Origin of the sequence: Chryseobacterium pyrolae, from assembly GCF_025153485.1 — a bacterium.
Lineage (GTDB): Bacteria > Bacteroidota > Bacteroidia > Flavobacteriales > Weeksellaceae > Chryseobacterium > Chryseobacterium antibioticum.
This window is the reverse complement of the sequence record NZ_JANZQH010000006.1, coordinates 167,054-193,910: the sequence shown is the minus strand read 5'-3', so window position 1 is coordinate 193,910 and position 26,857 is coordinate 167,054. Positions and strand designations below refer to the sequence as shown.

At 39.5% G+C, this 26,857-nt stretch carries 24 protein-coding genes; 15 read left to right on the top strand and 9 right to left on the bottom strand.

Going from position 1 to position 26,857, the window contains the following annotated elements:
- The first annotated feature begins 136 nt into the window (after positions 1-136).
- A complete protein-coding gene (locus NZD88_RS13945) occupies positions 137-1,327 on the top strand; it encodes a multidrug effflux MFS transporter (protein ID WP_259829955.1) in 1,191 nt (396 codons plus the stop codon).
- A gap of 31 nt (positions 1,328-1,358) precedes the next feature.
- Here the strand turns inward: NZD88_RS13945 and NZD88_RS13940 are convergent, their stop codons facing one another.
- Complete coding sequence (locus NZD88_RS13940) at positions 1,359-3,191, bottom strand: acyltransferase family protein (RefSeq protein WP_259829954.1); 1,833 nt, start codon at positions 3,189-3,191, stop codon at positions 1,359-1,361.
- Between the two features lie 235 nt (positions 3,192-3,426).
- Here NZD88_RS13940 and NZD88_RS13935 point away from each other — a divergent pair, with 235 nt between their 5' ends.
- Complete coding sequence (locus NZD88_RS13935; protein ID WP_259829952.1) at positions 3,427-4,329, top strand: DUF6268 family outer membrane beta-barrel protein; 903 nt, start codon at positions 3,427-3,429, stop codon at positions 4,327-4,329.
- Between the two features lie 154 nt (positions 4,330-4,483).
- Here the strand turns inward: NZD88_RS13935 and NZD88_RS13930 are convergent, their stop codons facing one another.
- The 6 genes from NZD88_RS13930 to pepT all read right to left on the bottom strand — a co-directional run bounded on the left by NZD88_RS13930 (position 4,484) and on the right by pepT (position 9,307).
- A complete protein-coding gene (locus NZD88_RS13930) occupies positions 4,484-5,218 on the bottom strand; it encodes a LytR/AlgR family response regulator transcription factor (protein ID WP_169234330.1) in 735 nt (244 codons plus the stop codon).
- Positions 5,208-6,269, bottom strand: a complete 1,062-nt coding sequence (locus NZD88_RS13925; protein WP_259829951.1) for a sensor histidine kinase — start codon at positions 6,267-6,269, stop codon at positions 5,208-5,210. The genes NZD88_RS13930 and NZD88_RS13925 overlap by 11 nt, the downstream gene beginning before the upstream one ends.
- Before the next feature lie 78 nt (positions 6,270-6,347).
- Entirely contained in the window at positions 6,348-6,944 is a 597-nt protein-coding gene (locus tag NZD88_RS13920) for a porin family protein (RefSeq protein WP_259829950.1), read from the bottom strand.
- Positions 6,945-7,092: 148 nt separating this feature from the next.
- On the bottom strand, positions 7,093-7,326 hold the full coding sequence (locus NZD88_RS13915) for a hypothetical protein (protein WP_169234333.1): 234 nt from the start codon (positions 7,324-7,326) through the stop codon (positions 7,093-7,095).
- A 158-nt stretch (positions 7,327-7,484) separates the two neighbouring features.
- The gene (locus NZD88_RS13910; protein WP_259829949.1) at positions 7,485-8,054 is read right to left on the bottom strand and encodes a hypothetical protein; all 570 of its coding nucleotides are present in this window, start codon (positions 8,052-8,054) and stop codon (positions 7,485-7,487) included.
- Positions 8,055-8,059: 5 nt separating this feature from the next.
- Positions 8,060-9,307 (bottom strand): peptidase T, encoded by a 1,248-nt coding sequence (gene pepT / locus NZD88_RS13905; protein WP_259829948.1) that lies wholly within the window; start codon positions 9,305-9,307, stop codon positions 8,060-8,062.
- A gap of 146 nt (positions 9,308-9,453) precedes the next feature.
- Here pepT and NZD88_RS13900 point away from each other — a divergent pair, with 146 nt between their 5' ends.
- The 13 genes from NZD88_RS13900 to NZD88_RS13840 all read left to right on the top strand — a co-directional run bounded on the left by NZD88_RS13900 (position 9,454) and on the right by NZD88_RS13840 (position 25,584).
- Complete coding sequence (locus NZD88_RS13900; RefSeq protein ID WP_169234336.1) at positions 9,454-9,870, top strand: RrF2 family transcriptional regulator; 417 nt, start codon at positions 9,454-9,456, stop codon at positions 9,868-9,870.
- A gap of 84 nt (positions 9,871-9,954) precedes the next feature.
- The gene (locus tag NZD88_RS13895; protein WP_259829947.1) at positions 9,955-10,668 is read left to right on the top strand and encodes a phosphoadenylyl-sulfate reductase; all 714 of its coding nucleotides are present in this window, start codon (positions 9,955-9,957) and stop codon (positions 10,666-10,668) included.
- Between the two features lie 11 nt (positions 10,669-10,679).
- Positions 10,680-11,588: a sulfate adenylyltransferase subunit CysD gene (cysD, locus tag NZD88_RS13890; RefSeq protein ID WP_259829946.1), complete on the top strand. Its 909-nt coding sequence runs from the start codon at positions 10,680-10,682 to the stop codon at positions 11,586-11,588.
- 116 nt (positions 11,589-11,704) lie between these two features.
- Entirely contained in the window at positions 11,705-12,943 is a 1,239-nt protein-coding gene (locus NZD88_RS13885; protein ID WP_259829945.1) for a sulfate adenylyltransferase subunit 1, read from the top strand.
- 3 nt (positions 12,944-12,946) lie between these two features.
- Positions 12,947-13,777 carry a serine O-acetyltransferase EpsC gene (epsC, locus tag NZD88_RS13880; protein WP_259829943.1) on the top strand — a complete coding sequence of 277 codons (831 nt, stop codon included), beginning with the start codon at positions 12,947-12,949 and terminating at the stop codon, positions 13,775-13,777.
- Positions 13,778-13,809: 32 nt separating this feature from the next.
- The gene (cysK, locus tag NZD88_RS13875; RefSeq protein WP_259829941.1) at positions 13,810-14,721 is read left to right on the top strand and encodes a cysteine synthase A; all 912 of its coding nucleotides are present in this window, start codon (positions 13,810-13,812) and stop codon (positions 14,719-14,721) included.
- 24 nt (positions 14,722-14,745) lie between these two features.
- The gene (gene cobA, locus NZD88_RS13870) at positions 14,746-15,591 is read left to right on the top strand and encodes a uroporphyrinogen-III C-methyltransferase (RefSeq protein ID WP_259829940.1); all 846 of its coding nucleotides are present in this window, start codon (positions 14,746-14,748) and stop codon (positions 15,589-15,591) included.
- Complete coding sequence (locus NZD88_RS13865) at positions 15,581-17,287, top strand: diflavin oxidoreductase (protein ID WP_259829939.1); 1,707 nt, start codon at positions 15,581-15,583, stop codon at positions 17,285-17,287. The genes cobA and NZD88_RS13865 overlap by 11 nt, the downstream gene beginning before the upstream one ends.
- A gap of 18 nt (positions 17,288-17,305) precedes the next feature.
- A complete protein-coding gene (locus NZD88_RS13860; protein WP_259829938.1) occupies positions 17,306-18,979 on the top strand; it encodes an NADPH-dependent assimilatory sulfite reductase hemoprotein subunit in 1,674 nt (557 codons plus the stop codon).
- A 125-nt stretch (positions 18,980-19,104) separates the two neighbouring features.
- The gene (locus NZD88_RS13855; RefSeq protein WP_259829937.1) at positions 19,105-21,978 is read left to right on the top strand and encodes a TonB-dependent receptor; all 2,874 of its coding nucleotides are present in this window, start codon (positions 19,105-19,107) and stop codon (positions 21,976-21,978) included.
- A 5-nt stretch (positions 21,979-21,983) separates the two neighbouring features.
- The gene (locus NZD88_RS13850) at positions 21,984-23,510 is read left to right on the top strand and encodes a TSUP family transporter (RefSeq protein WP_259829936.1); all 1,527 of its coding nucleotides are present in this window, start codon (positions 21,984-21,986) and stop codon (positions 23,508-23,510) included.
- Between the two features lie 192 nt (positions 23,511-23,702).
- Positions 23,703-24,551, top strand: a complete 849-nt coding sequence (locus NZD88_RS13845) for a hydroxymethylglutaryl-CoA lyase (protein WP_259829935.1) — start codon at positions 23,703-23,705, stop codon at positions 24,549-24,551.
- A 193-nt stretch (positions 24,552-24,744) separates the two neighbouring features.
- On the top strand, positions 24,745-25,584 hold the full coding sequence (locus NZD88_RS13840) for a sulfurtransferase (protein ID WP_259829934.1): 840 nt from the start codon (positions 24,745-24,747) through the stop codon (positions 25,582-25,584).
- A 236-nt stretch (positions 25,585-25,820) separates the two neighbouring features.
- Here the strand turns inward: NZD88_RS13840 and NZD88_RS13835 are convergent, their stop codons facing one another.
- Both NZD88_RS13835 and NZD88_RS13830 read right to left on the bottom strand, forming a co-directional pair.
- Positions 25,821-26,147: an SUF system Fe-S cluster assembly protein gene (locus NZD88_RS13835; RefSeq protein WP_169234363.1), complete on the bottom strand. Its 327-nt coding sequence runs from the start codon at positions 26,145-26,147 to the stop codon at positions 25,821-25,823.
- A 3-nt stretch (positions 26,148-26,150) separates the two neighbouring features.
- Complete coding sequence (locus tag NZD88_RS13830; RefSeq protein WP_259829933.1) at positions 26,151-26,852, bottom strand: 3'-5' exonuclease; 702 nt, start codon at positions 26,850-26,852, stop codon at positions 26,151-26,153.
- Positions 26,853-26,857: the final 5 nt, after the last annotated feature.

The window sequence follows — 26,857 nt, the reverse complement described above, 5'->3', positions numbered from 1 at the left end:
CATAAAAATCATAAAATATAATCCTCAGTTTGTGCTGGTGTTCCTTCAGTTCTTATATTGAAAAGCTTTGTTTTTTACCGGAATTTTGCCGGGAGAAAAAACGATCTGTGTGGTCGTTTAATGATTAAGCCCCTTTATGAGAAACTTAAGTATTGTAGTGTTTATTCTGGCACTACTCAACACCCTGGAATCACTGAGTATAGACCTTTATCTGCCCGCCTTTCCAAGCATGGCCCAGATTTTCCAAACCGATATCGGACATATTCAGATTTCAATTTCTGTGTTTTTTGCAGGATTTGCATTCGGACAGTTACTTTGGGGACCTTTGTCTGACAGGACAGGACGTAAACCCATGCTGTATTGTGGGCTTTTCCTCTTCATTGTAGGCGCTACAGCGATATTTTTTACAGAAAATATTTACGTGCTGTGGGCGATGCGTTTTCTTCAGGCATTTGGCGGAAGTGCGGGCATTGTAATCGGAAGGGCCATCGTTATTGATCTTTACGACAGACAAAAATCTGTAGCTATTTTTTCCCAGCAGTCCCAGATCAGTGGAATAGCCCCGATTGTTGCTCCACTATTGGGAAGTGTATTTCTCAAATTCTGGGGATGGAACAGCTCATTTGCTTTTTTGAGCATAATGGGCATTTTAACCCTGTTAATGGTATATAAATATGTTCCCGAAACCAATGCAAGAACAACGCTTTCTGATCATGCTGAAGATGAAAAAGGATTAAAGGATCATCTAAAAACAATACTTTCCAATAAAGAGTTTATCAACAGCACGATGATTGGAAGTATTGCCTTCGCTTCCCTGATCATTTATATTTCTAATGCCCCGTTTTTATTTATGAAGCTTCACGGGTTCTCCAGTGGGACTTTCAGTTTGATATTTGGCTTTAATTCATTAGCCTTAATAACCGCAGCATATATTACACCTAAATTAATAAAGAGAATAAGCGATACAAAGCTTTTATTGGCAGCGACTCTTATATTGTTGATCGTATGCAGTCTGCATATCCTTATTGCTGCAGGAAATCTTTCAGTAGCACTGGAAATTATGATGCTGTATCTGTCATTGCTGGCTATAGGAATTTTATTCCCTATTACTTCCGCTCATGCTTTGTCGCCTTTTAAAGAAGGACGTGGTACGGCCGCCGCTGTGATGGGATTTATGCAGTTGATGGTTACTTTTTTACTTTCAGGACTGGCGGGATTTTTAGAAGCAGACTCCATCATGCCGATGGTTATTTTACGTGCAGGCATTGCATTAATTGCCGTTTGGTTTGCTTACCGTTCATTTAAGAATAAAAAAGCTTCTGTATAATATCTATTGTTTAACCATCTTTTGATGATGCTTATTGTCGCTCTTTTGCAAGTATAGGCGAAAAGAAAGACATAAAATCTTTTTCCAGATCTTTAGCTAAAGAAACAGAACCATAATCATTAATATGGGTACGATTGTAATACATTAAAGTATCCCTGTAAAACGGGGCATTTTTAAAGACCTTGCTTTTGGAGAGATCATAGAAATAAACATTTTTATGTGCCGCTGCAAGTTTTTTAAGAGCTGCTCTGTTGTCTTCACGGATTTTAACTTTGAACGTTCTTGATGTTCGTTTGATATAATCTCTGTTAATCTTTACAGGATCGAGATCAACCGAAGGAAATGTCGAGAATACAATTAATTTCTGATCCGGTTTTAAAGAGGTTGCGATTTTTTCCACAGACTGATAAGTGGACATCGGGCTTATAAAAGAAGAGCAGTTGATCAGAATGATTTTATTTTTATGAATATTTTGCTCCGTAAATTCTGCAAACTGTTGGGACGAGTCATAAAATTTCATTCCATAAGATGCAATTTCGCTTCTCTTGATTCCCTTCAAAGCAGGTAATCCCTCAGTGGTAACAGTTGAAAAAGAAAAATGGTTTCGCTGTCCTATGTAATTTAAAAACGCTTTAATGGCAAGAGCATGGCTGTCGCCAATAAGAAGGATCTTGTCATTCTTAAAATCTTTGTTTCCAAAAACTTCAGTTTTCTTCTGATTACTAGAGCCTAATCCGAAAGATGGAGAAGTGTATATTTCCGGAATTTTATTTATTTCAGCTACTTTTGGAAGAAGGAAAGTAAGAAGAACTAATAGCACACCACCTGAAATGGAGTAGCGATAAAAGGTAGAATTATCCTTTTTTCTAAAATAATTTTCAATAAGACGATATGAAAGCCATGCTAAAGTAAACGTAAGAATACAGGTGAAAATAATTTCTTGTGTATTCAGATGGTAATCGTCATTATAGTATCTTATAAAAGCAATAATAGGCCAATGCCACAGATAAAGAGAATAAGACAGTTCTCCGATAAATAAAGGCCCTTTTTTAGCAAAGAAATCGGATATAAAATTATTGTTGGCAACCAATAAATTGGCGGTGGCAATTGTTGGTATCAAAGCTAAAGATCCGGGGAAAAAAGAATTTTTATCAATTAAAAATGCAGATAACAATAATATAGCTAGACTTAAAAAAGCAAAAATATGGTTACCCATCTTTCCAAAATTTACTTTATTTCTCAAAACAAGACTGTAAAAAGCTCCAACCATGAACTCCGGGATTCTGGCTGGAAGGGAAAAATATTTTGATGACGTTTCATTCCTTACATACATTGAAATGTCAGTATACGCTGTTAAAACAGCAATAATCAGAAGGATTACAGCAGGGAGATATTTCTTCTTTATAAAAATAAGAATCAATGGAAGCAAAAGATAGAACTGCATTTCAATAGAAAGAGACCATGTGTGGAGAAAAGGGTTATCATCCAGTCGGCTTCCAAAATAAGAATCTCCCCTGGAAAACAGTATATTAGAGATAAATAAAACAGAGGTGCCCACAGATTTTTGGAACATCCAGAAATCCCGGTCCAGATAAATAAAAAAACCGACAGAGGCTACTGCAATGATAAAAATAAGATAGGCAGGAAGTATTCTTTTCAGTCGCTTTACGTAAAAATCATAGAAGCTGAAAACAGCATTGTCTTTTTGTCCGATGATGATAGAGGTCATTAGAAAGCCTGAGATAACAAAGAAAATATCCACTCCAATGAAACCTCCCGGAAGCCAGTTATAATTTAAATGAAAAATAAAAACCAATAAGAAAGCCAGGCCCCGTATTCCCTGTATGTCATTTCTAAACTGCATCCGGTAATTTTAATTTAATTAACAAATATAGCAGAATAAATCGTATTGACCGGAGAGGCTTGATTTTCAGTCCATAGCGGAGGGTGAGAAAAAATCTTGACATTAGGAAGCTATTTACGATTAATAATTTTCCTTGATCCTGTCATTTCCCCGTTTGGTCATACCATCCCAACACTTAATCAAGTAATTTTTGTAAACGACCTCCAAAGGTATCTCTTTGCATAAAATTTAAATTATGAAGAGAAATCTTTTGGCAGCCGTTTGCGGATTGTTTGGATGTTATGTCAGTGCGCAGTCCGGAATATCCGGAGAGCTTAAAACAGAGTATATTCCTTTCTCCAGTTACATCCGTCCCGAAGACAGTGCAAAAACAAATTCTAAGAGCAATTTTAAAAGAGCCGATCTTAATCTCAGCATTCCGTTATCAATGAAAAAAGACAGTAGTGGAAGAATAAAAGCCTGGTCACTTCTGTTGAGTGGATCTTATGCAAAAATGGCGCATAAAGACTACGAAAGACCGCTATTTCCTGATCAGATGCTGAATGCCCAGGTCGGAATCCAGCACATGAGACCTTTGGGAAAAAAATGGAGCATGATGATGACCGCAGCAGTAGGCGTTTACACAGATCTTGAGCAAATAAGTTCTGACGATATTCTGGGACAGGGTGGAGTCTTGTTTATCAGACATTTTAATCCTAATCTGGCCCTTGGAGGAGGTCCTGTACTGACGACTGCTTTTGGGGTTCCTATGATCTTACCGTGGATTTATTTCGATTGGAAAACCAACGGAAAAATTAAATTGAACATCAATTTCCCGGAAGGAATGGAAGCCGGCTACCTGTTTTCAGATAAATTTGCGCTGAAAGCGGTGGTAAACCTCAGCGGGATGACGGTAGAAAGAAATAAAGACGGAAAATCTATGTTATTGGGGTACCAGCAGATTACAGCAGGAATAAGACCGGAATTAAAGCTAAATGATAAGCTGAGCCTTCGGCTTACTGGTGGAACCGCTCTCCTGAGAAGTTTTAATGAAAACGACAGAAAGATCAACAGTATTTTCAAAGACAAAAAAATAGCAGACCCCAAATTTGCCAGCACATTTTATGTAGCCGTATCATTGAGGTGGAACTTGCCTTAAAAGCATAGATGGAAGATGGGAGTAGGAAGATAGAAGTGACTATCCAAAATTATTTGCTTTTAGTCTGTTGATTATTAGTATCCTTATAGATTCAAATGAAAAAGGCAATCATTTAATTTTCGACAGCAATAACTCCCAGCTTCCCTCTTCCTTTCTATTTGCTAATAAGCTTCTTGTACACCACCTGATTGAGCAGCTCCTCCTTTCGGGTACGGGAAATCGGAAGCTCTGTTTTATTGATAAACAGACGTCCGCCTGAGATCATATCGATGTGGGTGATATTGATCAGGAAAGATTTATGGATCCTGAAAAAATGCTCAGAAGGCAGGGATTCTTCAATAGCCTTCATCGTCTGATGGATCACCAGAGCCTTATCTTTAAAGTGAATTTTTGTGTAGTTCTGCATACTTTCGATATACAGAATGTCTACCCAGGAAACCTTGATAAAGCTATCCGATTGCCTCACGTAGAGAAAAGGATCATCAAAAGGAGAATTTTTCCTCATCTTTTCAGACACGATAAACTGCTGCTGCGCCTTATTGACCGCCTGGTAAAAACGGTTAAAAGCAATGGGTTTCAGAAGATAATCTACAACCTGAAGCCTGTATCCTTCCAAAGCGTATTCAGAATAGGCAGTGGTGAGGATACATAAAGGTGGATTTTCAAGCTGTTCCAGAAATTCAAGACCCGTTAAATAAGGCATGTTGATATCCAGAAAAAGAAGATCAATTTCCTTTTCCTTGACTATAGTATCGGCTTCCAATGCCGTCGCACAAGTACCTTCAACCAATAAAAAATCGATCTGATCTGCTAATTCTTTGAGGTGAAACCTTGCCAATGGCTCATCATCTACGATCAGACATTTCATTTTGGGGATATTACTGCTCATTGTTGTCGGATAATTGTAGGGTTAAAGTGATTTTGTATACATTATCAGCAGCCATAATGGTAAGGTCATGAGCATCCAGATACTGTAATTTTAAACGTTTTTGTACATTTTGAAGCCCGATTCCGCCAGATCCTTCCTTCTTTTTGTAGGTGGCCAGTTCGGAATAACAGTTTTCGACATTAAAGACAAGAAAATGGTCTTTTTCCATACATGAAATTTTCACATAACCCTTATGGCCAGGGAGCCTGCAGACATATTTGAATGCATTTTCGATGAAGGGAACCAACAGGAGAGGAGCAATAAATGATCTCTTATTTCCGATGTTCCAATCAGCATTCACCTCCAGTTCATTGCCCCATCTTAATTTCTCCACTTCTACCAGATTTTGAAGATGTTCAATATCCTGAGCCAGAGGCACCACATTTTGGCTGCAGTGATACAACTGATAACGTAGAATATCAGAAAATTTAAGCAATAAATAATCCGCAAGCTGAGTATCCGTTTTCATCAGAATATGAATGTGGTTCAGAATATTGAAGACCACATGAGGATTGATCTGATCCTGTAATAACTTAAGTTGATTTTCCAGATGAGCCTGTTGCAGCAAAATGTGATCCCGTTCTATCCTTCCGTGTTCCTGATAAAATTTGATGCCGCAAGCAGATCCGTTGATCAAAAAAGAAGCAGGAAGTGCAAGATAAAACCCTTTCCATAAAAAAGGAAAATGATCAGTAAAATTAGGAGGAAGCTGGTTTTTTGAGCTCACTTCAATATAAGTGAAAATCAAAGAATAAATAAAGCTCAATAAAAGAATAACGCCTGTTGCCTGAATCAGAAATAATTTCATCTTTTTTGCTCGTAAAGCTTTAGGAAGGAGTCTTGTCGTAAGAAAATGAGTGAAAATAAAAGAAGTAATGACAAGAGCGATCGTTTGAAATACAGCAGATGGTTTGTCAGAAGTAGCTTGAAAGTTGATGTACACAGCCGCTGCAAAAACGAGCCAGAAAAGACTAACAAAAATATATTCTCTTAAAATAAAAGGTTTTGTCATGGAGAAGGGTAAAGCAGATTGATAAAAAATTAGAAACTGCAGGGCGCAGTTTCTAATAGGTAAAGATAATTTAAGTTTTTAGAATAAGAAATATCCTATTCCCAGTGTCAAACTGTGAGGCTTAGACTTAAACTCTTTGCTGATGCTTGAAAGTCCCGTTTCATATCTGAGGTCTGCCGTGAAATTTTTATAATCTACACCCACACCTCCTGTGATTCCAATATTCGATTTATCAAAGCTTTTAAAGCCTTCCTGCAGGGCTTTTGAGGTGGAAAGATTGTTCTTAAAAGCATAGCTGTAAACGCCTCCCGCAAATGCTCTTACATTAAAATCTTTCGTATTGACGAGTTTATAACCGATCACGATCGGAATATCAACAGAATTCCAGCTTAGTTTTGCTGAAGTTCCATCCTTAGTGTCAAACGATGTTTTTCTTTTGTTGAATAACGCCTCTCCCTGTACATAAAGACTTCCGATATCCATTCTGGTCATAATTCCTCCCTGATAGCCGAAGCCGTATTTCCCTTCCAGTGCTGAGGATTCCGTTGAGGTTTTTGTAAAACTGGCGCCACCTTTGATCCCGATATGGAAAGCCGGGTTCTGCTGGGCCTTGGTTTCTACCGAACAGGTAATACATAATAAAAGTGAGCTTAATGCTAAAAACTGCTGTTTCATAAATTGCTGTTAATAATGTGATGCAAAACAACAACTATCACAAGCCGGATAAAACTTTATTTGATGAATGGCAGAAATGCATTGACAAGGATCTGTTTTTAGCTGAAAAGCAAAAAAAATCGGAAGAGGGTACTTCCGATGGTGTTTGTTAAAAAGGCTGTTCTTCACAATTAGATGGGGGATTACACCCTCCGCCGCCGCCACCTCCAGGATTTCCTACAGAGATGCATCTTCCCGGATTTCCATCATCATCCATTTCACAGGCTCTTCCAAAAGCACAGTCACAGTCCGTCCAGCAATAGGCAGATTCACCGTTCATATGACAGCCATTGATACCTGCACCAAGAATCGTCGACAGGTCCTTTCTTAATAGTTTTTTCATTTTTCTCATACTCAATTGATTTTGTAAGTTAATAGTCTGATGTATAAGTAAATATAATCAAAAAATTAAATACTTTTCATCAACAGGAGAAATAAGGGTAAAAATTTCACAGAACACAAAAGAAACAACCCACTGCATCTGCAATGGGTTGATCTGTTTTATTTACTGAAATTCAATTGTAAAGGAAGGTTGACAACAGAAAGGACAGGTCGTCCATTTGATTCTGCAGGTTTCCATTTGCCCTTATCCCTTATCCGGTAAAAAGCGGCTTCTATAAATGCATTCACATCTTCATTATTCCCTTTTACTTTCACATGGGAGGCATTCCCTTTAGAGTCTAAAGTAAATTTTAAATTTATTTTATAAGGATTGACTGAAAAATTCAGGAAAGTAAGATCGATCGCTTCATTTAAAAGCTTTTGAAAAGAGGCTTTTCCCGCTTCATATTCTGCTTCCTTGGTGATCTTAGGCGCCATAGGAGGTGGAACATCCGCTGTCATTTTCTTTTCTTCCTCAGAAATCTTCTCTAAAGCATTTTTGTATGCCGAGATTTTTTCTTCGGTAAGAAGCCACTCCTGCTTAGTCCTTTCATCATTAGGCTTCGGATATTTCTTGTACAGAGACTTTATTTTTCTTTCATACCGTGAGTCTGCCTTCTGAAACTCAGAGACCTGGGCACTGCTGAAAGAAAAAATCAAAATAAGGGCTAATGCTGAAAGGTTTTTCATCAGAATTAAGCTTTTACAATATTAATGATGACTTCCACTGCTTTTTCCATGCTTTCCAGCGCGACATATTCGTAAGGTCCGTGGAAGTTCATTCCTCCTGCAAAAATATTAGGACAAGGCAGTCCCATATAAGATAGCTGAGCTCCGTCTGTTCCTCCTCTGATTGCCTTAATTTTAGGCTCAATATCCGCTTCCTTCATCGCTTTTGCAGCAAGGTCAATGATGTGCATTTTTCCTTCAAACTGCTGCTTCATATTTCGGTACTGCTCTTTGATTTCCACTTCAGCAGTTCCTTCACCATGTTTTTGGTTGAATTCGGCTACTTTTTCCTCCATGAATTTTTTTCTGGCTTCATACTTTTCTTCATCATGATCACGAATGATATATTGAAGTTTTGCCTCAGAAATATCAGCCGTAATATCCATTAAATGATAAAAGCCGTCAAAACCTTTAGTTGTAGCCGGAGTTTCATTCGGTGGAAGCATCTGTATAAATTCAGCAGCTAAAAGTCCAGCATTAACCATTTTTCCGTAAGCATAACCAGGGTGAACGCTCAATCCGTGGATTTTTACTACAGCTCCTGCAGCATTAAAGTTTTCATATTCCAATTCTCCCACTTCACTGCCGTCCATGGTATAAGCCCACTCAGCACCGAATTTAGCCACATCAAATTTATGTGCGCCTCTTCCGATCTCTTCATCAGGAGTAAATCCTACAGCAATTCTCCCGTGCTTAATTTCTGGGTGGGCGATAAGATATTCCGCAGCTGTTACAATTTCTGCACATCCTGCCTTATCATCAGCTCCAAGAAGAGTATTCCCGTCTGTCGTGATCAGTGTTTGTCCGATGTATTGTTTTAAACTTTCAAATTTAGAAGGAGACAGGGTAAATCCTGTAGCCTGGTTTAAAAGAAGATCACCTCCGTCATAGTTTTCCCAAATCTGCGGTTTTACATTTTCCCCGCTAAAATCAGGAGAAGTATCATAATGTGAAATAAAACCTATTGTTGGCCTTTTATCATTTTCTACATTAGAAGGAACATAGCCCATAATATAACCATGTTCATCAATGGAGACCTCTTCTAAACCAATTGTTTTCAGTTCCTCAGCAATATGATTGGCAATGTCCCACTGTCGTGGAGTAGAAGGTGTTGCTTCGCTTTCAGCATCACTGGTTGAATATATTTTTACATAGGTAAGAAAACGGTTTAATAATTTCTCTTTCCACAATGGGTTGAATTCTATTATACTCATCGATCATAAATTTCCAACAAATATACAATGTAAATTTTTCAAATTTGGACTTTAGGGGATATTTTCAGAGGGTAATTAAGATTCATTTTTTTAATCTGGAGTTCCAATTTCGTTAATCAAATAAATTATCATAACTTGCATCTATTATGATGTCCAAACGTTGCAAATATGCTTTGAAAGCAATGGTTAGATTGGCAAGAAACTACAATCAGGGATTTTTGTCAACCGCTATTATTGCACAGGATGAGAATATTTCCAAAAAATTTTTAGAACAGATTCTTCTTGAACTGAAAAGAGCCAAGCTGGTCAACAGTAAACAGGGAACCGCCGGAGGATACTATCTCCTGAAGTCACCTGATGAGGTTTCACTGGCCGACATCTACCGTATTTTTGAAGGGCCTATCGCTTTAACTCCCTGTATTTCATTGAATTTCTACGAACCGTGTGATGACTGTGTCGATGAGGCCACATGCTATCTAAGAAATGAACTCATGATCGTCAGAGAAAAAACAAGAAAAAGCATGATGGAAGCCACACTTACTTCCTTTATAAAAAACAGCTGAAAATTTTTTTAATTTTTATATCCTACTAATTTGGTAGGATAAGTGGGATTTATATATATTTGCAGGAGTTAATTTCAATTAAAAATGGAAAATACCCTGAAAATAGAATTCGATAAATTGCTGGAAAAGGCCTCTGCAGGTGCTTTCATTGATGATTTTTTGGAAGTTATTTCCAACAGGTTCCCCGGTGAGGTCATCTTTTCTACAAGCTTCAGTTATGAAGATCAGGTCGTCACTCATCTGATAAAAAACCTGAATATTGATATTTTCACCCTCGATACGGGAAGACTTTTTGAGCAGACCTATGAAACATGGACTTCCTCCAGAGCATTTTTCAAAAAGACCATTAAAGCTTATTATCCGGATCCGGAATCGCTGCAGCAATTTGTTTCAGACAACGGACCTGATTCCTTCTATCAATCCGTAGAACAGAGAAAAGCCTGCTGCAATATCCGAAAGGTTATTCCTTTGAAAAAAGCACTTCACGGATATAAGGTCTGGATCACAGGCTTAAGGTCTGAACATTCCGCAGGTAGAAAAGAAATGCCGCAGCTGGAGTGGGACCCAGATCATCAGATTATCAAATTTCATCCCATCCTTCACTGGACTACAGAACAGGTTACAGACTATGTTAAAGCACATCATCTTCCCTATAATCATCTTCACAAAAAAGGATTTGTAAGCATAGGATGTGAACCCTGTACAAGAGCAATCAAAGAAGGAGAAGATTTCAGAGCCGGCCGCTGGTGGTGGGAAGATGCCGATAAGAAAGAATGCGGCTTGCATGTTCATCAATAAAAAAATAAAATATGTCATTATATCATTTCAATTATTTAGATCAGTTAGAATCTGAATCCATCTATATTTTAAGAGAAGTAGCAGGGCAGTTTGAGCGTCCGGCTTTACTGTTCAGCGGAGGAAAAGACAGTATTGTCCTGGCGCATCTGGCCGCAAAAGCATTTCCTTATGGCAAGATTCCTTTCAAATTTGTCCATGTTGATACCGGGCACAACTTTCCGGAGGTGTTAAGCTTCAGAGATCAGCTGGTTGCAGAATTGGATGTGGATCTGGTGGTAAGAAAAGTAGAAGACACCATTAGCAAAAGAAAACTGACAGAACCTAAAGGGAAATTTCCAAGCCGAAACTGGCTGCAGACCTTTACACTTCTAGACACAATTGAAGAATTTGAATTTGATGCGTGCATCGGTGGAGCGCGAAGAGACGAAGAAAAAGCCCGAGCGAAGGAAAGAATATTCTCTGTTCGAGATGAATTCGGACAATGGGATCCAAAACTTCAGCGCCCCGAGCTGTGGAATATCTTTAATGGCAAAATTCATAAAGGAGAAAATGTGAGGGTGTTTCCAATCAGCAACTGGACAGAACTTGATATCTGGAACTATATCCGGAGAGAAAATATAGCACTGCCTTCTATTTATTTTTCGCACGAAAGAGAAGTGGTAGACCTTAATGGACAGTGGATTGCAAATTCCAAGCATGCAGTTCTGGAGGAAGAAGATACTGTTATCATAAAAAGAATACGCTACCGCACCGTGGGTGATATGACCTGTACGGCGGCAGTAGAATCGGAAGCAGCGACAGTAGATAGGGTAATTGAAGAGATCGTGGCTACCCGCATATCAGAAAGAGGTGAAACCAGAATTGATGACAGGGTAACCGAAGCGGCCATGGAAGACCGTAAAAAAGGAGGCTACTTTTAATAGGTAATGAGCAATGAGTAATAAGACAATTTGGAAAATATGATCAGAGTACATATTTCTCATTACTTATGCTCATCATTAATCAATCATCATTAATCATTTATAACAAAAAACTCGTGGATATATTAAGATTTATAACAGCAGGAAGCGTAGATGACGGGAAAAGCACCCTCATCGGAAGACTGCTTTACGATAGCAAAAGCATTTTACAGGACCAATTGGAAGTTCTGGAAAAACACTCTAAAAACAAAAATGATGATGGGGTAGACCTGGCTCTTTTAACGGATGGGCTCCGTGCAGAAAGAGAGCAGGGAATCACGATTGATGTCGCTTACAGATACTTTTCGACATCAAAAAGAAAATTTATTATTGCAGATGCTCCGGGGCATGTTCAGTACACCCGAAACATGATTACCGGAGCTTCTAATTCAGATCTTATGGTTATTCTCATTGATGCCCGTAAAGGAGTAATTGAGCAAACGAGAAGACATTCCATTATTGCTTCACTGCTTAAACTGAAAAAAGTAGCCGTTGCGATTAACAAAATGGATATGGTAGACTATTCAGAAGATGTTTTTGAAACCATAAAAGCAGATTATGCTAAAATGGCAGAAGGCCTGGGCTTAAACGATGTTACCTATTTCCCCATTTCCGCATTGAAAGGAGATAATATTGTTTCCTTATCGTCCACTACAGAATGGTATCAGGGAAGTTCACTTCTTGAATATTTGGAAGAAGTACAGCTTGATCAGGAGCAAAACAGAGGCAGTCGTTTTCAGGTACAATACGTCATCCGCCCTCAGACTGAAGAGCTACATGATTACAGGGGTTATGCAGGGCAGATCATCAGTGGAAGTTTTCAGAAAGGGGATAAAATAGCCATACTTCCTGCGGGAATTGTTACTGAAATTGCATCCATAGAAGTGAATGGAGCTGAGGTTCAGGAAGCTTTTGAAGGACAGCCTGCCTTAATTCAAATAACTGAGGACATCGATATCAGCAGGGGAGATCTATTTGCGGCGGCAGAAGAACTTCCTACCGTTGAAAAAGAAGTGGAAGTATTACTTTGCTGGCTTGATCACAAAGCCCTGTTACCGGGAAACAAATACCTGCTGCAACATCACAGCAGACAACTGAAAGCCGTGGTAAAACAGGTCGATTATAAGATCAATGTCAATACACTGGAAAAGGAAACTGCAGAAGGAGAAGTAAAGCTTAACGAGATTGCAAAAGTAACGATACGAACTGCGCAGCCTTTGGTATTTGATGATTTTATAAGTAATAAAAAAACAGGATCAGCGATTCTGGTTGATGAAACCTCTAATGCCACCGTTGCAGCCTGTATAATTCAGTAGTCGATGAAAGTGCCGGATCATTTTATAAAGAAAATTCTTGAAAAAAAGAAGACCAGTTCCCGGGGATTTTTTGATAAGAGGAAGATGGAAGGTTTTGTAAATCAACTGTATCATATTTTGTTTCTTTCACAGGGTTTAAATACTGAAAATCAGGTTGATATAGAGTTCGGTGAATTGCACAAAATTCTTTTTGATTTGGTTAAAAATACATCAGAGGATGGGGTGTTTGCTGAAAAGCAGACCGATGATTTCTTTCTTGCATTGCCGGATCTTTACAATACACTGATCCTGGATGCTGAATCTATTTTAGAATTTGATCCGGCGACAGAATCTCTGGAAGAAATACTCCTCGCATATCCGGGCTTTTTTGCGACGTATGTGTATAGGATCTCCCATCAGCTTTGGATTCAAAATATAAAAATCCTGCCTCGTGTGATCTCAGAATATGCACACAGCAGAACAGGAATAGACATTCATCCCGGGGCAGTCATTGGAGAACATTTCTTTATTGATCATGGAACAGGAATTGTCATCGGAGAAACGACTGTCATTGGGAATCATGTGAAACTGTATCAGGGCGTAACCCTTGGAGCGTTACATGTTTCAAAGGATAAAGCCAATGAAAAAAGACATCCGAATATTGAAGACCATGTTATTATCTATTCCGGAGCCACCATTCTGGGAGGGAATACAACTATAGGCAGAGACAGCATCATCGGTGGGAATGTATGGATCACCCAGGATGTTCCTTCCGGTTCTCTGGTCTATCATAAAAGTGAAATAAAAATAAAAGATAACGGAACCCTTCCCGAATCTTTAACATTTGTGATTTAAAAGCAACAAAAACAACATAAAATTGAGTCGGTATGAAGTTCCAAAACACACTAGAAACCATCGGAAATACCCCGGTCGTAAAAATTAATAAACTCTTCGGTACAGAAAATGAAATCTGGATCAAACTTGAGAAAGCCAATCCCGGGGGAAGCATCAAAGACAGAATTGCTTTAAGCATGATTGAAGATGCTGAAGGTAAAGGATTATTGAACAAAGACAGCGTTATTATAGAACCTACCAGCGGAAATACAGGTATTGGACTTGCCCTGGTAGCGGCTGTAAAAAACTATAAGCTGATTCTCGTGATGCCGGAAAGTATGAGTTTGGAACGCCGGAAAATTATGGAATCTTATGGAGCAGAGTTCGTCCTCACCCCAAGGGAAAAAGGAATGAAAGGAGCGATTGAAAAAGCGGAAGAGCTGGCAAAGGATACCCCCAATTCATGGATTCCAAGACAGTTCGACAATCCCGCAAATGTGAAAGTGCACATTGAAACCACCGCTCAGGAAATCCTGAAAGACTTTCCCGAAGGATTAGACTACCTCATTACAGGCGTAGGAACCGGAGGTCATATCACAGGAATTGCACAGGTGCTGAAACAGAAATTTCCCAATATCAAAGTGATTGCGGTAGAGCCGGAATTATCTCCCGTACTGAGTGGTGGATCTCCAGCTCCGCATCCTCTCCAAGGTCTGGGAGCCGGATTTGTCCCTTCGATACTTGATACCGGAATCCTTGATGAAATTGTACAGATCAATAAAGAAGAAGCTTATGAATTGACTAAGGAAGCCGCAAAAAAAGAAGGACTTTTCGTGGGAATTTCTACCGGAGCGGCTTTGGCTGCAGTCGCTAAAAAACTTCCTGAAATTCCCGCCGGATCTACCATTCTGACTATAAATTACGACACAGGCGAAAGATACCTGTCCATCGAAGGACTGTTCTAGAGACCACTAATAAGAAGATTTAAAATGAAAGAATTAAATAATACACCAAAGGTTTACCTTGTCGGTGCAGGACCTGGCGACCCTGATCTGATCACTGTAAAAGCTGTAAAAGCCATTGCCGCTGCCGATATCATCTTATGTGACCGTCTCGTAAGTCCTGAAATAATAGACCGTTACGCGAACAAAAAGACCGAAATCATATACGTAGGAAAAGAATGCAGTAAAAATGCCTCTACGCCTCAGTCCCATATCAATACCCTGATTGTAGATTACGCTTCTCAGGGAAAAACAGTGGTAAGACTTAAAGGTGGAGATATCTCCTTTTTTTCCAATGTCTTAGACGAATTGAAAGCTTTGAAAGAGCATCATATACCATTCGAAATCATCCCTGGAATTACAGCGGCCTCAGGAGCGGCGGCATACGCCGGAATACCACTAACAGCCAGAGGATATGCTACCTCCGTGCGCTTTCTGACGTATTACAAAAAAGAAATTCTCAGTGATGCCTATTGGAAAGAGCTTGGAACATCCGATGACACCCTTGTTTTTTATATGTCTAAAGGAAACCTCAATGGTCTGGTAGAGAAATTTTTAGCATTGGGTACATCTGACGATAAAAAAATTGCGGTTATAGAACAGGCGACCACACCTTATCAGAAAGTGTACACGTCTTCTTTGGAAGATTTCCATCGAGACTTTGGAAACAAAGACTTTGTATCTCCGTCACTAGTTGTGATAGGAAAAGTAGTTAACCTGCACGATGAGTTTTCCTGGTTGGAAACACCTATACAGGAAGGGATTTATTTCAAATCTGTAACGAACGGAACCTTAGTCTCCAACCCTCAAAATATATTAGAATATGCTGTCTGAAATTAAATTAAAAGCCCTCAAAGAAATATCAGGTGGTTTTTCAAGAGATGAAGCCGTCTGGGCCAGTGGCTTTCTTGCGGGTCTTGCAGAGCACTCTTCTTCGGCAGAGGCTTTTCCCCCGGAAATCAATACCCAAAGTATTTCTCCAAAGAAAATGACTCTGGCCTATGGTACCGAAACCGGAAACAGCAAGAAACTCGCGGTAGAACTTGCCGGAATCATCAAGAAAAAAGGAGTTCAGGTAAAGCTGGCAGATCTTTCCCAATACAAACCGAAAGATCTCTCTAAAGAAGATTTGTTCTTCATCATTATCAGTACTCAGGGAGAAGGTGATCCACCCATTCTTGCGAAGAAATTTTATGATCACATTCACGAAAATGATTTGAACATTAGTAATTTGAAATTTGGAGTCTTAGCTCTCGGAGATAGCAGCTATCCCTTATTTTGCAAAACAGGTGAAGACATCGATTTCCGTTTTGAAGTGCTTGGTGCACAACGAATCCTTCCTCTGAAAAAATGTGATATCGATTATGAACAGGAAGCTCACACCTGGGCAGAACATATCCTGGATGTCGTTAATAAAACCAAAGAAAGCAGCCAGAAAAGTACGGCAGCTCCAAAAATATCGACAGGAAGAAAAAAATACCTGGGAAAGATTTCAACAATCATCAACCTCAACGATATAGGTTCCGACAAAGAAACATACCACATAGAAATAGAAACGGAAAAACCTCTTGTTTACAATCCAGGCGATGCATTGGGCGTTATAGCCTTCAATTCAAAAGATGACGTGGAGGAAATAATTAAATTGACCGGAATTGACCGTGAAAAGCAGATTAAAACAACAAAAATTACAGCCAGCGCACAGGACTTGCTGTATAAACATCTTAACATCAGTTATCTGCTTAAAACAACAGTCGCTCAGTACGCTCAGATTACAGGGCATCCTATTCCTGAGGTAAGATTAAGCCTTCTGGATTTGTTAAGAATCTATCCGGTAAAAAATGCGGATGAATTTGAACAGGTTATTACCATTTTAACAGGCCAGTCGCCACGTTTATACTCTGTTTCTTCATCCCTGGAAGCTCATGGCGATACCGAAATTCATATCACAGTGGCCAAATCTGAGTTTTTCATTCATGATAAAAAACAAAACGGATTGTGCAGCGGTTTTCTGGCAGAATTTAAGGAAGGAGAAACCCTTGAGTTTTATATTCAGGAAGCTAAACATTTCAGACTTCCCAAGCCGGAAAAAGATATCATTATGATTGGCCCCGGAACCGGGATTGCGCCTTTCAGGTCTTTTCTTTATGAAAGAGATGCTGTAGGAGCAGAGGGCAGAAACTGGCTCTTTTTCGGAGACCGGACTTTCGTTTCAGATTTCCTTTACCAAGCCGAACTTCAGGATTTTCTGAAAACAGGGACTTTGACCCATCTGGATCTTGCCTTTTCCAGAGATACCGAGGAAAAAATATATGTACAGCACAGACTGGAGCAAAAAGCCCAGGAAGTCTATCACTGGCTGGAAAGCGGAGCATCACTTTACGTTTGCGGAGCCAGAGAACCCATGAGTAAAGATGTGGAGAAAACCATTCTGAACATTATTCAGGATAAAGGGAAACACAGCCTGGAGGAAGCTCAGGGATATCTCGAAGAACTGGAGCTCAGTGGCAGATACGTAAAAGACGTGTATTAAATTGTAAATGAACAGAATATGACAGATAAGAATAACCTTTCGCCGGTAGAAAAAATAAAAACAAATAGTAATGGACTTCGGGGAACTTTAAAAGAAAGCCTTTTAGACAATTTTACAGGAGCCATCAGAGAAGATGACCAAACCCTCATCAAGTTCCATGGAATGTACCAGCAGGACGACAGGGACAGACGGGAAGAAAGAGTGTCCAAAAAACTGGAATGGCTGTATTCCTATATGATCCGGTTGAGACTTCCGGGAGGATTTTTAACTTCTGAACAATGGGCGGGGCTTCATGAAATTGCAGAAAACCATTCCACAGGAGTGATCAAAATTACCACCCGACAGACCATTCAGCTGCATGGAATTTTGAAATCTCATGTAAAACCTACCATTCGGGACTTCAATCTTCAGCACCTGGATTCTATTGCGGCATGTGGTGATGTGAACAGAAATGTAACCTGTACCTCAAATCCTTCCGAATCACCATTGCATCAGGAGATCCATGAATTGGCAGGAAAGATCAGTGAAATGTGTCTTCCGAAAACAAAATCTTATTATGATCTGTGGATCGATGATGAATTGGCTATTGACAGAAAAACAGAAGAAGATCCCCTGTATCAGGACCGATATCTCCCAAGAAAACTGAAAATTGGAATTGCTATTCCTCCCAATAATGATGTGGATGTTTTTATTAATGATATCGCTCTGATTGCCATCATTGAAAATAATAAAATTGTCGGCTATAATATTGCAGCAGGAGGAGGACTGGGCGCCACTCATGGAAATGATGCAACGTATGCGAGGCTGGCTTCTCTTTTAGGTTTCGTAGACACAGAAGAAAAAGTGTTGAAAGCTGTGTATGAAATTATTACGGTACAGCGGGATTTTGGAAACAGAAGCGACAGAAAATTATCAAGATTAAAATACACAATCGATAAGCTCGGTATCGAAGGATACAGAAGTGAAGTTGAAAAAAGATGTGGATTTACCCTTGAACCAGCCAGAGAGTTTAAGTTTGAACAGAGAAAAGACCGCTACGGTTGGGTGCAGAATCATGAAGGGAAGTGGTTTTATACCGTGTTTGTAGAGCATGGAAGAATCCTTTATACAGAAGGCTATCCTTTAAAATCTGGATTGTTAAAAATAGCAGAAACAGGAAAAGTGAATTTCCGGTTCACCTGCAATCAGAATCTTATTCTTTCCGATATTCTGGAAAGAGATAAAGCTGAAATTGAGAATCTCCTTAAAGAGCATGGAATTTCAAAATATACGGATGAGGTCAGCGCACTACGTAAAAACTCTGTGGCCTGTGTCGCATTAAATACATGTTCACTGGCTTTAGCAGAAGGCCAACGTTATTTACCTGTTTTAGTCACGAAAATAGAACCTGTTCTTGAAAAATACGGACTTCAGAACGAAGATATTACCATTAGAATGACCGGCTGTCCGAACGGCTGCGGAAGATCACCGAACGCAGAGATCGGTCTGGTAGGAACTGCTTACGGGAAATATAACCTTCATATCGGAGGCGATCGATTGGGAATGCGGCTCAATACAAAATTTAAGGAAAACATTGGAGAAGAAGAAATCCTCGAAACCCTGGATGAACTTTTTGGAATCTATTTGGAAGGCAGGCATTCAGAAGAAACCTTCGGTGATTTCTCCTATCGATATCTACAAACCATAAAATAAAGATCATGATTAATTCTCTTTACCGAAACAAAAAAGCTGCTCAATTTTTAGGAATGCGAATGTGTATGTGCTGTTCATTAGTAGACGACGCATAAATCATTTTTCAACCCTAAAATTTTAATCAAGTGAAATCCATACACCATACCTATTTTAAGCAGAGAATATATTTTATAGTATTTACTCTTTTCTTCACTGGCCTTGTACAGGCACAACAGCTTATTGAAGTAAGCGGAATCATTAAACATACCGATACGCATAAAGGAATTGCCGGAGTTCAGATTCAGGTAGAACATACTCAGGATACCGCAATAACCGATCAGGAGGGAAATTTTAACCTGAGAACAAGGGTGAAAATACCTTTCAGAATTGTGATTGCTAAAGAAGGTTTTGCCAGCCAGACTTCCGAAATATTGTCGCTGTCCAGTAAAATCGCAGTAGAATTAAATCCTCAGAACACCATCATCAATGAAGTCGTAATTTCAGCTTCCCGCGTTCCCGAAAAAATAATGAAATCTCCCATCGCGATTGAAAAAATTGACATCAAAACCATCCGGGAAAGTCCTGCTGCCTCGTTCTATGAAACATTGGAAAATGTAAAAGGGCTACAGCTTTTAACGTCAAGCCTTACTTTAAAAGTTCCCAATTCCAGAGGTTTCAATTCGCCGAATAACTTCCGCTTTATGCAGCTGGTAGACGGTGTAGATGTACAGTCCGCCACGCTTGGCGTTCCATTGGGAAATGCCATAGGTCCAACAGAACTGGACATCCAGTCCATGGAAATTACGCCCGGAGCAGCTTCCGCGCTGTATGGAATGAATGCCGTTAACGGATTGGCGAGCTTACAGACCAAAGATCCGTTTACTTCGGAAGGAGTCAGTCTTTATTTCAGAGGTGGAGTGAATCATGTGGATCATATCAGTCACAAAACAGCTGCTCTGGGAGAAAGTGCAGTCAGAATTGCAAAAGTTCTTAATAAAAACTTTGCTGTAAAGATTAATGCTTCCTATTTCAGTGGCGTAGACTGGATCTCTGACAACCGTACAGATCAGAATCCCAATTCACTGATCACTGCCAATCCCAACTTTTCTCTGACGAATAACCCGGCCGAAGATCTCTGGAACAAATATGGAGATGAAAGAAACAACCGGACATCGGTAAAAGTAAATTATAACGGAAAGCCAACCACTTTTAATGTATCAAGGACAGGATATTATGAGAAAGATCTGATAAGTCCTGAAGTGAAGAATGTAAAATTCGATGCCGGATTATACTATCGTTTTGGGGATCAGTGGAGAACTTCTTATGTATACCGTTACGGATTACTTGATGGCACTTTTCAGAGAGGAAACAAGATCCGTCTTCAGAATGCAACGGTTCAAAACCATAAAGTAGAACTGACGGGTAAAGAATTGACATTCAGAGCGTATATGTCCATAGAAAATACCGGAGATTCTTATAATCTGAAGCCTTTGTCTGATAATCTGGATCTTACGAATCTTTCCAATACCAACTGGAAAAATATCTTTCAGACGACTTTGCAGGACAGGCTTAATTCAGGAGTGAATCTGAATGATGCTTTTATTCTGGCACGCCAGGAAGTAGATAAGAACAGGGCACTTCCAGGAACACCCGCTTTTGAACAGCTAAAAAATACAATTATCGGGATTAATAACTGGGATTCTGCCAATTCCGGAATTGCAGGAGCACCTGCCACCGGTGGAGCAAAGCTTGAACAGAAGTCCCGTTTTTATCAGACAGAAATGACTTATGACTTCACAAGATTTGTGAAGGTTTTTAATCTTCTTGTCGGGGCAGATTACCGCCTTTACAGTATCACACCCGACGGAAATAATTTTGTTGATTTTGACAGGCCGGTCAGCGAGAGAAATATTCCGTTATCAGATGATACTTTCGGGAATAATGTCATGTACCAGAAATATGGTGCTTTTGCCCAGCTTACCAAACTTTTTTTCCAAGATAAATTAAAGGTGAATCTGGCCCTTCGCGCAGACCGAAACCCTGAGTTTGAAACTAAATTAAATCCAAGAGTAAGCGTTGTCTATTCTCCGGTTAACCAACATAATTTCCGGGTCTCTTTTCAAAATGGATACCGTTTTCCTTCTTTATTTGAAGCCCTTTCATTCGTTAACAACGGAAATGTAAGAAGAGTAGGAGGTCTGTCTAAAGCCAATGAGGGTTTGGGCTACCTCGAAAATTCATATACGCTGGCTTCTATTGATCAATTTACTTCTGCAGTCAATAAAGAGGTAGACGGAGGACTGAGCCAGAACCAGGCAGCCTTGAAAAACAGAAATCTTTTGACCGCTGCCAATCTGCCGAAATTGCAGCCTGAAAAAGTAACCTCTTTTGAAATAGGTTATAAATCAGCCTTATTCAACAGCAGACTGGTTATCGACTGGGATTTTTATTACAATGTTTATGAAGGATTTCTCGGGCAGGTAGAAGTAGCAGTGCCTAAAAATGAAAATATCGGAAGTGATAATGCCGTTTTAGCAATGCTAGACCGAAGCAAGCAAGACCGATACAGAGTGTATACCAATAGCAACAGTAAATACAAGAGTCTGGGGACATCTCTGGGAATCCGGTATAATCTGGTGAAAAATTATAATGTCAATGTCAACGTTTCATATAATGATCTGGTTTCAACCAATACTTCGGATCTCTTCATTACCGCTTTCAATACCCCTAAATGGGCTGTGAATTTAAGCATAGGCAATAGAGAGATTATTAAAAATATTGGATTTACAGTGGCAGCGAGATGGCAGGACAGTTTCTTATGGGAAAGTCCGTTAGCCTTTGGCAATATCCCGGCCTATTATACCATTGATGCACAGGCAACCTGGAGAATTCCGGAAATTAAAACTAGTGTGAAAATCGGAGCAACGAATCTCCTTAACCGCCGCTATTTTCAGTATGCGGCAGGACCTCAGATTGGAGGACTGTATTATATCGCATTCACCTATGATCTAAAACTTTAAATATAATGAGTAACTCTTTATATCCCATATTCTTAAAGCTCGAAGAATTATCACTGCTCATCATTGGCGGTGGAAATATTGCTTTGGAAAAACTGGAATCTGTCCTTGCCAACTCTCCGGGAGCGCGCATTAAGCTTGTGGCAAAAGAAATCAGTGATCAGGTTAAAGATCTAAAGCAAAATTATCCCAATCTTACGCTTCATGAAAGGTCTTATACTGATAATGATTTTAACAGTGCTGATGTTGCGATTGTGGCCGTTAATGATGTTTCTTTAGCAGAACGCATCCGCAACAGGGCCCATCAGCATAATATACTGGTAAACATTGCCGATAAACCGGATTTGTGTGATTTTTATTTAGGTTCCATCGTCCGGAAAGGAAATCTTAAGATTGCGGTTTCTACCAATGGAAAATCTCCGACAGTAGCCAAAAGGTTACGGGAGATCTTAACAGAAACGATTCCTGATGAGGATATGGACGGACTTTTGGACAATATGCAGAACATCCGGAATCAGTTGAAAGGTGATTTTACCTATAAAGTAAAAGAGCTTAACAGGCTGACAACGAAATATCTGGGTGAAAATAACAGTCCGCCTGCTGAAACAAAACTGGAGATGGAAAAACTGATGAATATTACCAAAACAGTACAGAGAAGGGCGAATATCTATCTGGGAATTATAGGCGTTCTGATCCTTGTCGGGGTCTTGGCGCTCATCATTTATCAGTTCAATCTGTCCGGAGATATTCAATATTTTCTAAGTAAAGATGGATATATTTTTTACTGGATGCTGCTGGCAGGCTTTCTGGCAGAGATTGTGGCCGGATCTATGGGGATGGGATATGGAGTGATCTGCACGACCATCCTTTTGCTTCTGAACGTTCCGCCTCCGGTGGTGAGTGCAAGTATTCATTCCGCAGAATCCTTTACGTCTGCAGCGGGAAGCATCAGTCACTATAAATTAGGGAATGTCAACAAAAAAATGGTCTGGGTTTTATTTCCTGTGGCGGCTGTAGGTGCTTTTATCGGAGCTTTTGCGCTGTCTCATTTCGGAGAGGAGTATGCTCATATTGTAAAGCCGGTAATCGCCTGCTACACCTTGTATTTGGGAATCAATATTCTTAGAAATGCTTTTAAAGGAAAAGATAAAAAATCAGGAAATATCAGACAGAAAAAAAGAACCAATCTCAGAGTATTGGGATTGGTTGGTGGATTTATTGATTCTTTCGCCGGAGGAGGATGGGGCCCATTGGTTACCGGAACATTGATTAAAGAAGGGAGAACACCCCGGTATGTAGTGGGGAGCTCAACGATGGCTAAATTTTTACTAACAGTTGTAAGTGCTGTAACCTTTATTTTCACCATTGGAATTCACCACTGGAACATTGTCCTGGGACTTCTTCTGGGAGGTGTTTTTACAGCTCCTTTTTCAGCGATGTTTGCCTCACGTCTTCCTGCCAAAAAAATGTTTGCGGTAGTGGGCGTGGTGGTGATTGTGATGAGCCTTATTACGATTGTAAAATCATTAACCTAGCTTTTTTGAAGAACACTATTTCGCAGAAAACAAAGGTTTTCATGTCTTGCCTGGTTTATCTGGAGCTGCATATCAGTTATTGAAATTTTATATCGGATATAAATCTTTGAAAATCAAAATAATGTTAGATTTGTATGTGCCGTATATAAACTTGTTTAGTTTTATTATATTTGAGAAAATCAAAAAGTAAAAATGTTTCTTACTGAATGTCCTAGAGATGCCATGCAGGGTTGGGGAGAGTTTATCCCTACCAGCAAAAAAATAGATTACATCAACTCTCTGATGGAGGTTGGCTTTGATGTATTGGACTGTCTGAGCTTTGTTTCCCCGAAAGCAATTCCACAGATGGCTGATTCTGATGAGGTAGCTGAAAATATTGATACATCTTTATCCAATACCAAAGTTTCCGCAATCATCGGAAATTATAGAGGCGCCGAAAAAGCATTAAAACATAAGAGTGTTGATATTTTAGGTTTTCCGTTCTCTATTTCGGAAACATTCCAGCACAGGAATACCAACAAAAACCAGGAGGAGGCTTTTGATGAGATCATTAAAATGCTTGAGTTGGCTAAAAGTGAAGGAAAACAGCTTAATATCTATTTTTCTATGGCTTTTGGAAACCCTTATGGAGAAATGTGGAAGTGGGAAGATGTAGATTTCTGGGCAAAAAGATTTTCGGAGATTGGAATTAAAGATGTTCTGCTTTCTGATACCACAGGGGTTGCCACTCCTGAAACCATTGCCCTTTTATTCGAAAAAATTCCCTCAAAATACCCGGAGATCAATTTCGGCGGTCATTTCCACAACCGTTACGAAGATTCTTATTCAAAACTGAAAGCGGCTTATGATAAAGGCTGCAGAAGATTCGACAGTGCGATCAAAGGAATCGGGGGCTGTCCTATGGCCAAGGATGATCTGGTAGGAAATATGCCTACAGAACAGGTGATCAATTTTATGAGCGTAGAAAAAGTAGATCATAAACTGAATGTATTGAACTTCGAAAGCTCTTATAACAGAGCAAAGGATATTTTTCATTTTTAATAATGAACATGTCGTAAATTCCCGCAGATTTTACAGAATATAGAGGATATAAATAAGTTAGATAATAAATCTGTGTCATCCGTGAAATTGGCGGGAACATAATCAAATAGGAGCGGGTTTTAACCCGCTCTCGTATATTAAAAACTCGATCGGCTTTAGCCAAAATTTATCATTTAACACCAAAATCAACAAAATGTCACCAATCATCTCATCATCCGAACTAAAAAGTGTTTTTCAGAATCCCAACCTTATCATCCTTGATGCCAGAGCAGGAAAAGATGTTGATCAAACCTATCTTACAAAACATATCAAAGGAGCCCGTTTTATCGATCTGGATAAAGATCTGGCCAATATAGGTGAAGATGCTGCTTTTGGAGGAAGACATCCGCTTCCGGCTGTTGAAAAGTTTGCTGAGACCATTTCAAAACTCGGTATTTCTGAAAGTTCACATATTGTCATTTATGATGATAAAAATGGAGCCAATGCAGCAGCAAGAACCTGGTGGATGTTGAAATCTTTCGGATTTGAAAACGTTCAGGTTCTGGATGGCGGACTACAGTCAGCTGAAAAAGAAGGAATAGAATTTTCATCCGGGGAAGAAACCGTTGAAAAATCTTCTGTCATTAAAAAAGAGGAATGGCTTCTGCCTGTTAAAACATTGGAAGATGTTGAAAATGAGTTATCAAACCATTCTTCAACAGTAATAGATGTAAGAGATGCTTACCGATATAAGGGAGAGTCTGAACCTATTGATCTGGTGGCGGGACATATCCCCGGAGCTATCAATATTCCCTTCTCTGAAAACCTGGATGAGAACGGAAAGTTCCTGACACCTGACCTGTTAAAAGAAAAATATGCAGAATTTTTAAAAGATCAACCTCAGTATCTTATCATCCATTGCGGATCTGGTGTTACAGCGTGTCATACTATTCTGGCGCTGGACTATGCCGGTTTCCCGATTCCTGATCTTTATGTAGGTTCATGGAGCGAATGGAGCAGGAGGGAAGGAAAAGAGATTGCGAAAGAGATTTAAAGGCTGGAAGCTGGAAGAGGAGGCCGGAAGTTACCATTAGTCATATCATTTCTGATAATTTGACCTTAATAACTTTCCTCTTTATTCTTTAGATTTACCTTATTAAAATAGAAAAACCCGGAAATTTTCCGGGTTTTATATTGTACTTGATGTAGAAAAAGGAGTCTTACATTGGAAAGAGTGATTGTATGAACTCCATAAACCTCCATCCTCCCGCCTCCATCTTCCTTACTCCATTAAAGCATTCCTAATTCAAACTTCGCTTCTTCACTCATCATATCCTTGTGCCAGCTCGGTTCGAAAGTAAGTTCTAAGTCTACGCTTTTTACTCCTTCTACTTCTCCTGCCTTGTCTTTAACTTCCTGTGGCAGGGTCTCTGCAACCGGACAGTTTGGAGTAGTAAGGGTCATTATAATTTTTACATCGCCATCTTCGGAGATCTGTACATCATATATAAGGCCTAGTTCGTAAATATCTACCGGGATTTCCGGGTCATATACGGATTTTAAGACCTTGATGATTTCCTCACCAATGTCAGCAATTTGATCGTCTGTAAATTTCATTTTTTAATCTAGATTGATATTCCTTTTCAACAAATCTTCCTGACGCATGCGCCGGAAAACATTTGCCAAAGTTAAGACATCTTTTTCACAATAGTCAACAATTCGCTGCAAGTCTTTTTCTATGTAGTAGATTGATGAAACCATTGAACCATCTATATCATCTTTGGGCGTAGGAATTCCGAAGACATGAGCCAGCAATTCCAGAGAAACAAAACTTTTATAGTCGCCAAATTTCCAAAGCTCCATCGTATCAATATGAGGAATTTCCCATGGCTTTTTCCCAAACATCTGGAATGGAACCGGAGGCTGCATCCCATTAATCAGAAACCTTCTGGCAATCCAAGGAAAATCAAATTCTTTTCCGTTGTGGGCACAGAGAATGATATTATTGAGCCTCGGGCTGTTGAAAATCTCTCCGAATTCCTGAAGCATCTTTTTTTCATCATGACCGGAAAAACTTTTAATTTTTAAAGTATCATTCTTTTCTACCATCCCGATCGTGATGCAGATAATCTTTCCAAACTCTGCCATAATGCCTGCACGGTCGTAAAACTCTGCAGCAGTAACATCTTCTTTTCTCTGGAATCTTGTTTTCTTGTCCCAGAGCTTCTGTTCGGTTTCAGGAAGGTCCTCCCATGATCCGGATCCCGGAACGGTCTCAATATCAATAAATAAAACTTTTTCTAATGGAATGTGTTGTATCATATGTG

Bases quoted from the DNA above. Each gene is read 5' to 3' on its own strand.
- NZD88_RS13865 (WP_259829939.1), top strand. From the start codon at position 15,581: ATGCTGTCTGAAATTAAATTAAAAGCCCTCAAAGAAATATCAGGTGGT.
- NZD88_RS13920 (WP_259829950.1), bottom strand. From the start codon at position 6,944: ATGAAACAGCAGTTTTTAGCATTAAGCTCACTTTTATTATGTATTACC.
- NZD88_RS13915 (WP_169234333.1), bottom strand. From the start codon at position 7,326: ATGAAAAAACTATTAAGAAAGGACCTGTCGACGATTCTTGGTGCAGGT.
- NZD88_RS13860 (WP_259829938.1), top strand. From the start codon at position 17,306: ATGACAGATAAGAATAACCTTTCGCCGGTAGAAAAAATAAAAACAAAT.
- cysD (WP_259829946.1), top strand. From the start codon at position 10,680: ATGTCATTATATCATTTCAATTATTTAGATCAGTTAGAATCTGAATCC.
- NZD88_RS13910 (WP_259829949.1), bottom strand. From the start codon at position 8,054: ATGAAAAACCTTTCAGCATTAGCCCTTATTTTGATTTTTTCTTTCAGC.
- NZD88_RS13935 (WP_259829952.1), top strand. From the start codon at position 3,427: ATGAAGAGAAATCTTTTGGCAGCCGTTTGCGGATTGTTTGGATGTTAT.
- NZD88_RS13900 (WP_169234336.1), top strand. From the start codon at position 9,454: ATGATGTCCAAACGTTGCAAATATGCTTTGAAAGCAATGGTTAGATTG.
- cobA (WP_259829940.1), top strand. From the start codon at position 14,746: ATGAAAGAATTAAATAATACACCAAAGGTTTACCTTGTCGGTGCAGGA.
- NZD88_RS13895 (WP_259829947.1), top strand. From the start codon at position 9,955: ATGGAAAATACCCTGAAAATAGAATTCGATAAATTGCTGGAAAAGGCC.
- epsC (WP_259829943.1), top strand. From the start codon at position 12,947: ATGAAAGTGCCGGATCATTTTATAAAGAAAATTCTTGAAAAAAAGAAG.
- NZD88_RS13940 (WP_259829954.1), bottom strand. From the start codon at position 3,191: ATGCAGTTTAGAAATGACATACAGGGAATACGGGGCCTGGCTTTCTTA.
- NZD88_RS13930 (WP_169234330.1), bottom strand. From the start codon at position 5,218: ATGAGCAGTAATATCCCCAAAATGAAATGTCTGATCGTAGATGATGAG.
- NZD88_RS13835 (WP_169234363.1), bottom strand. From the start codon at position 26,147: ATGAAATTTACAGACGATCAAATTGCTGACATTGGTGAGGAAATCATC.
- NZD88_RS13845 (WP_259829935.1), top strand. From the start codon at position 23,703: ATGTTTCTTACTGAATGTCCTAGAGATGCCATGCAGGGTTGGGGAGAG.
- NZD88_RS13840 (WP_259829934.1), top strand. From the start codon at position 24,745: ATGTCACCAATCATCTCATCATCCGAACTAAAAAGTGTTTTTCAGAAT.
- pepT (WP_259829948.1), bottom strand. From the start codon at position 9,307: ATGAGTATAATAGAATTCAACCCATTGTGGAAAGAGAAATTATTAAAC.
- cysK (WP_259829941.1), top strand. From the start codon at position 13,810: ATGAAGTTCCAAAACACACTAGAAACCATCGGAAATACCCCGGTCGTA.
- NZD88_RS13830 (WP_259829933.1), bottom strand. From the start codon at position 26,852: ATGATACAACACATTCCATTAGAAAAAGTTTTATTTATTGATATTGAG.
- NZD88_RS13945 (WP_259829955.1), top strand. From the start codon at position 137: ATGAGAAACTTAAGTATTGTAGTGTTTATTCTGGCACTACTCAACACC.
- NZD88_RS13925 (WP_259829951.1), bottom strand. From the start codon at position 6,269: ATGACAAAACCTTTTATTTTAAGAGAATATATTTTTGTTAGTCTTTTC.
- NZD88_RS13850 (WP_259829936.1), top strand. From the start codon at position 21,984: ATGAGTAACTCTTTATATCCCATATTCTTAAAGCTCGAAGAATTATCA.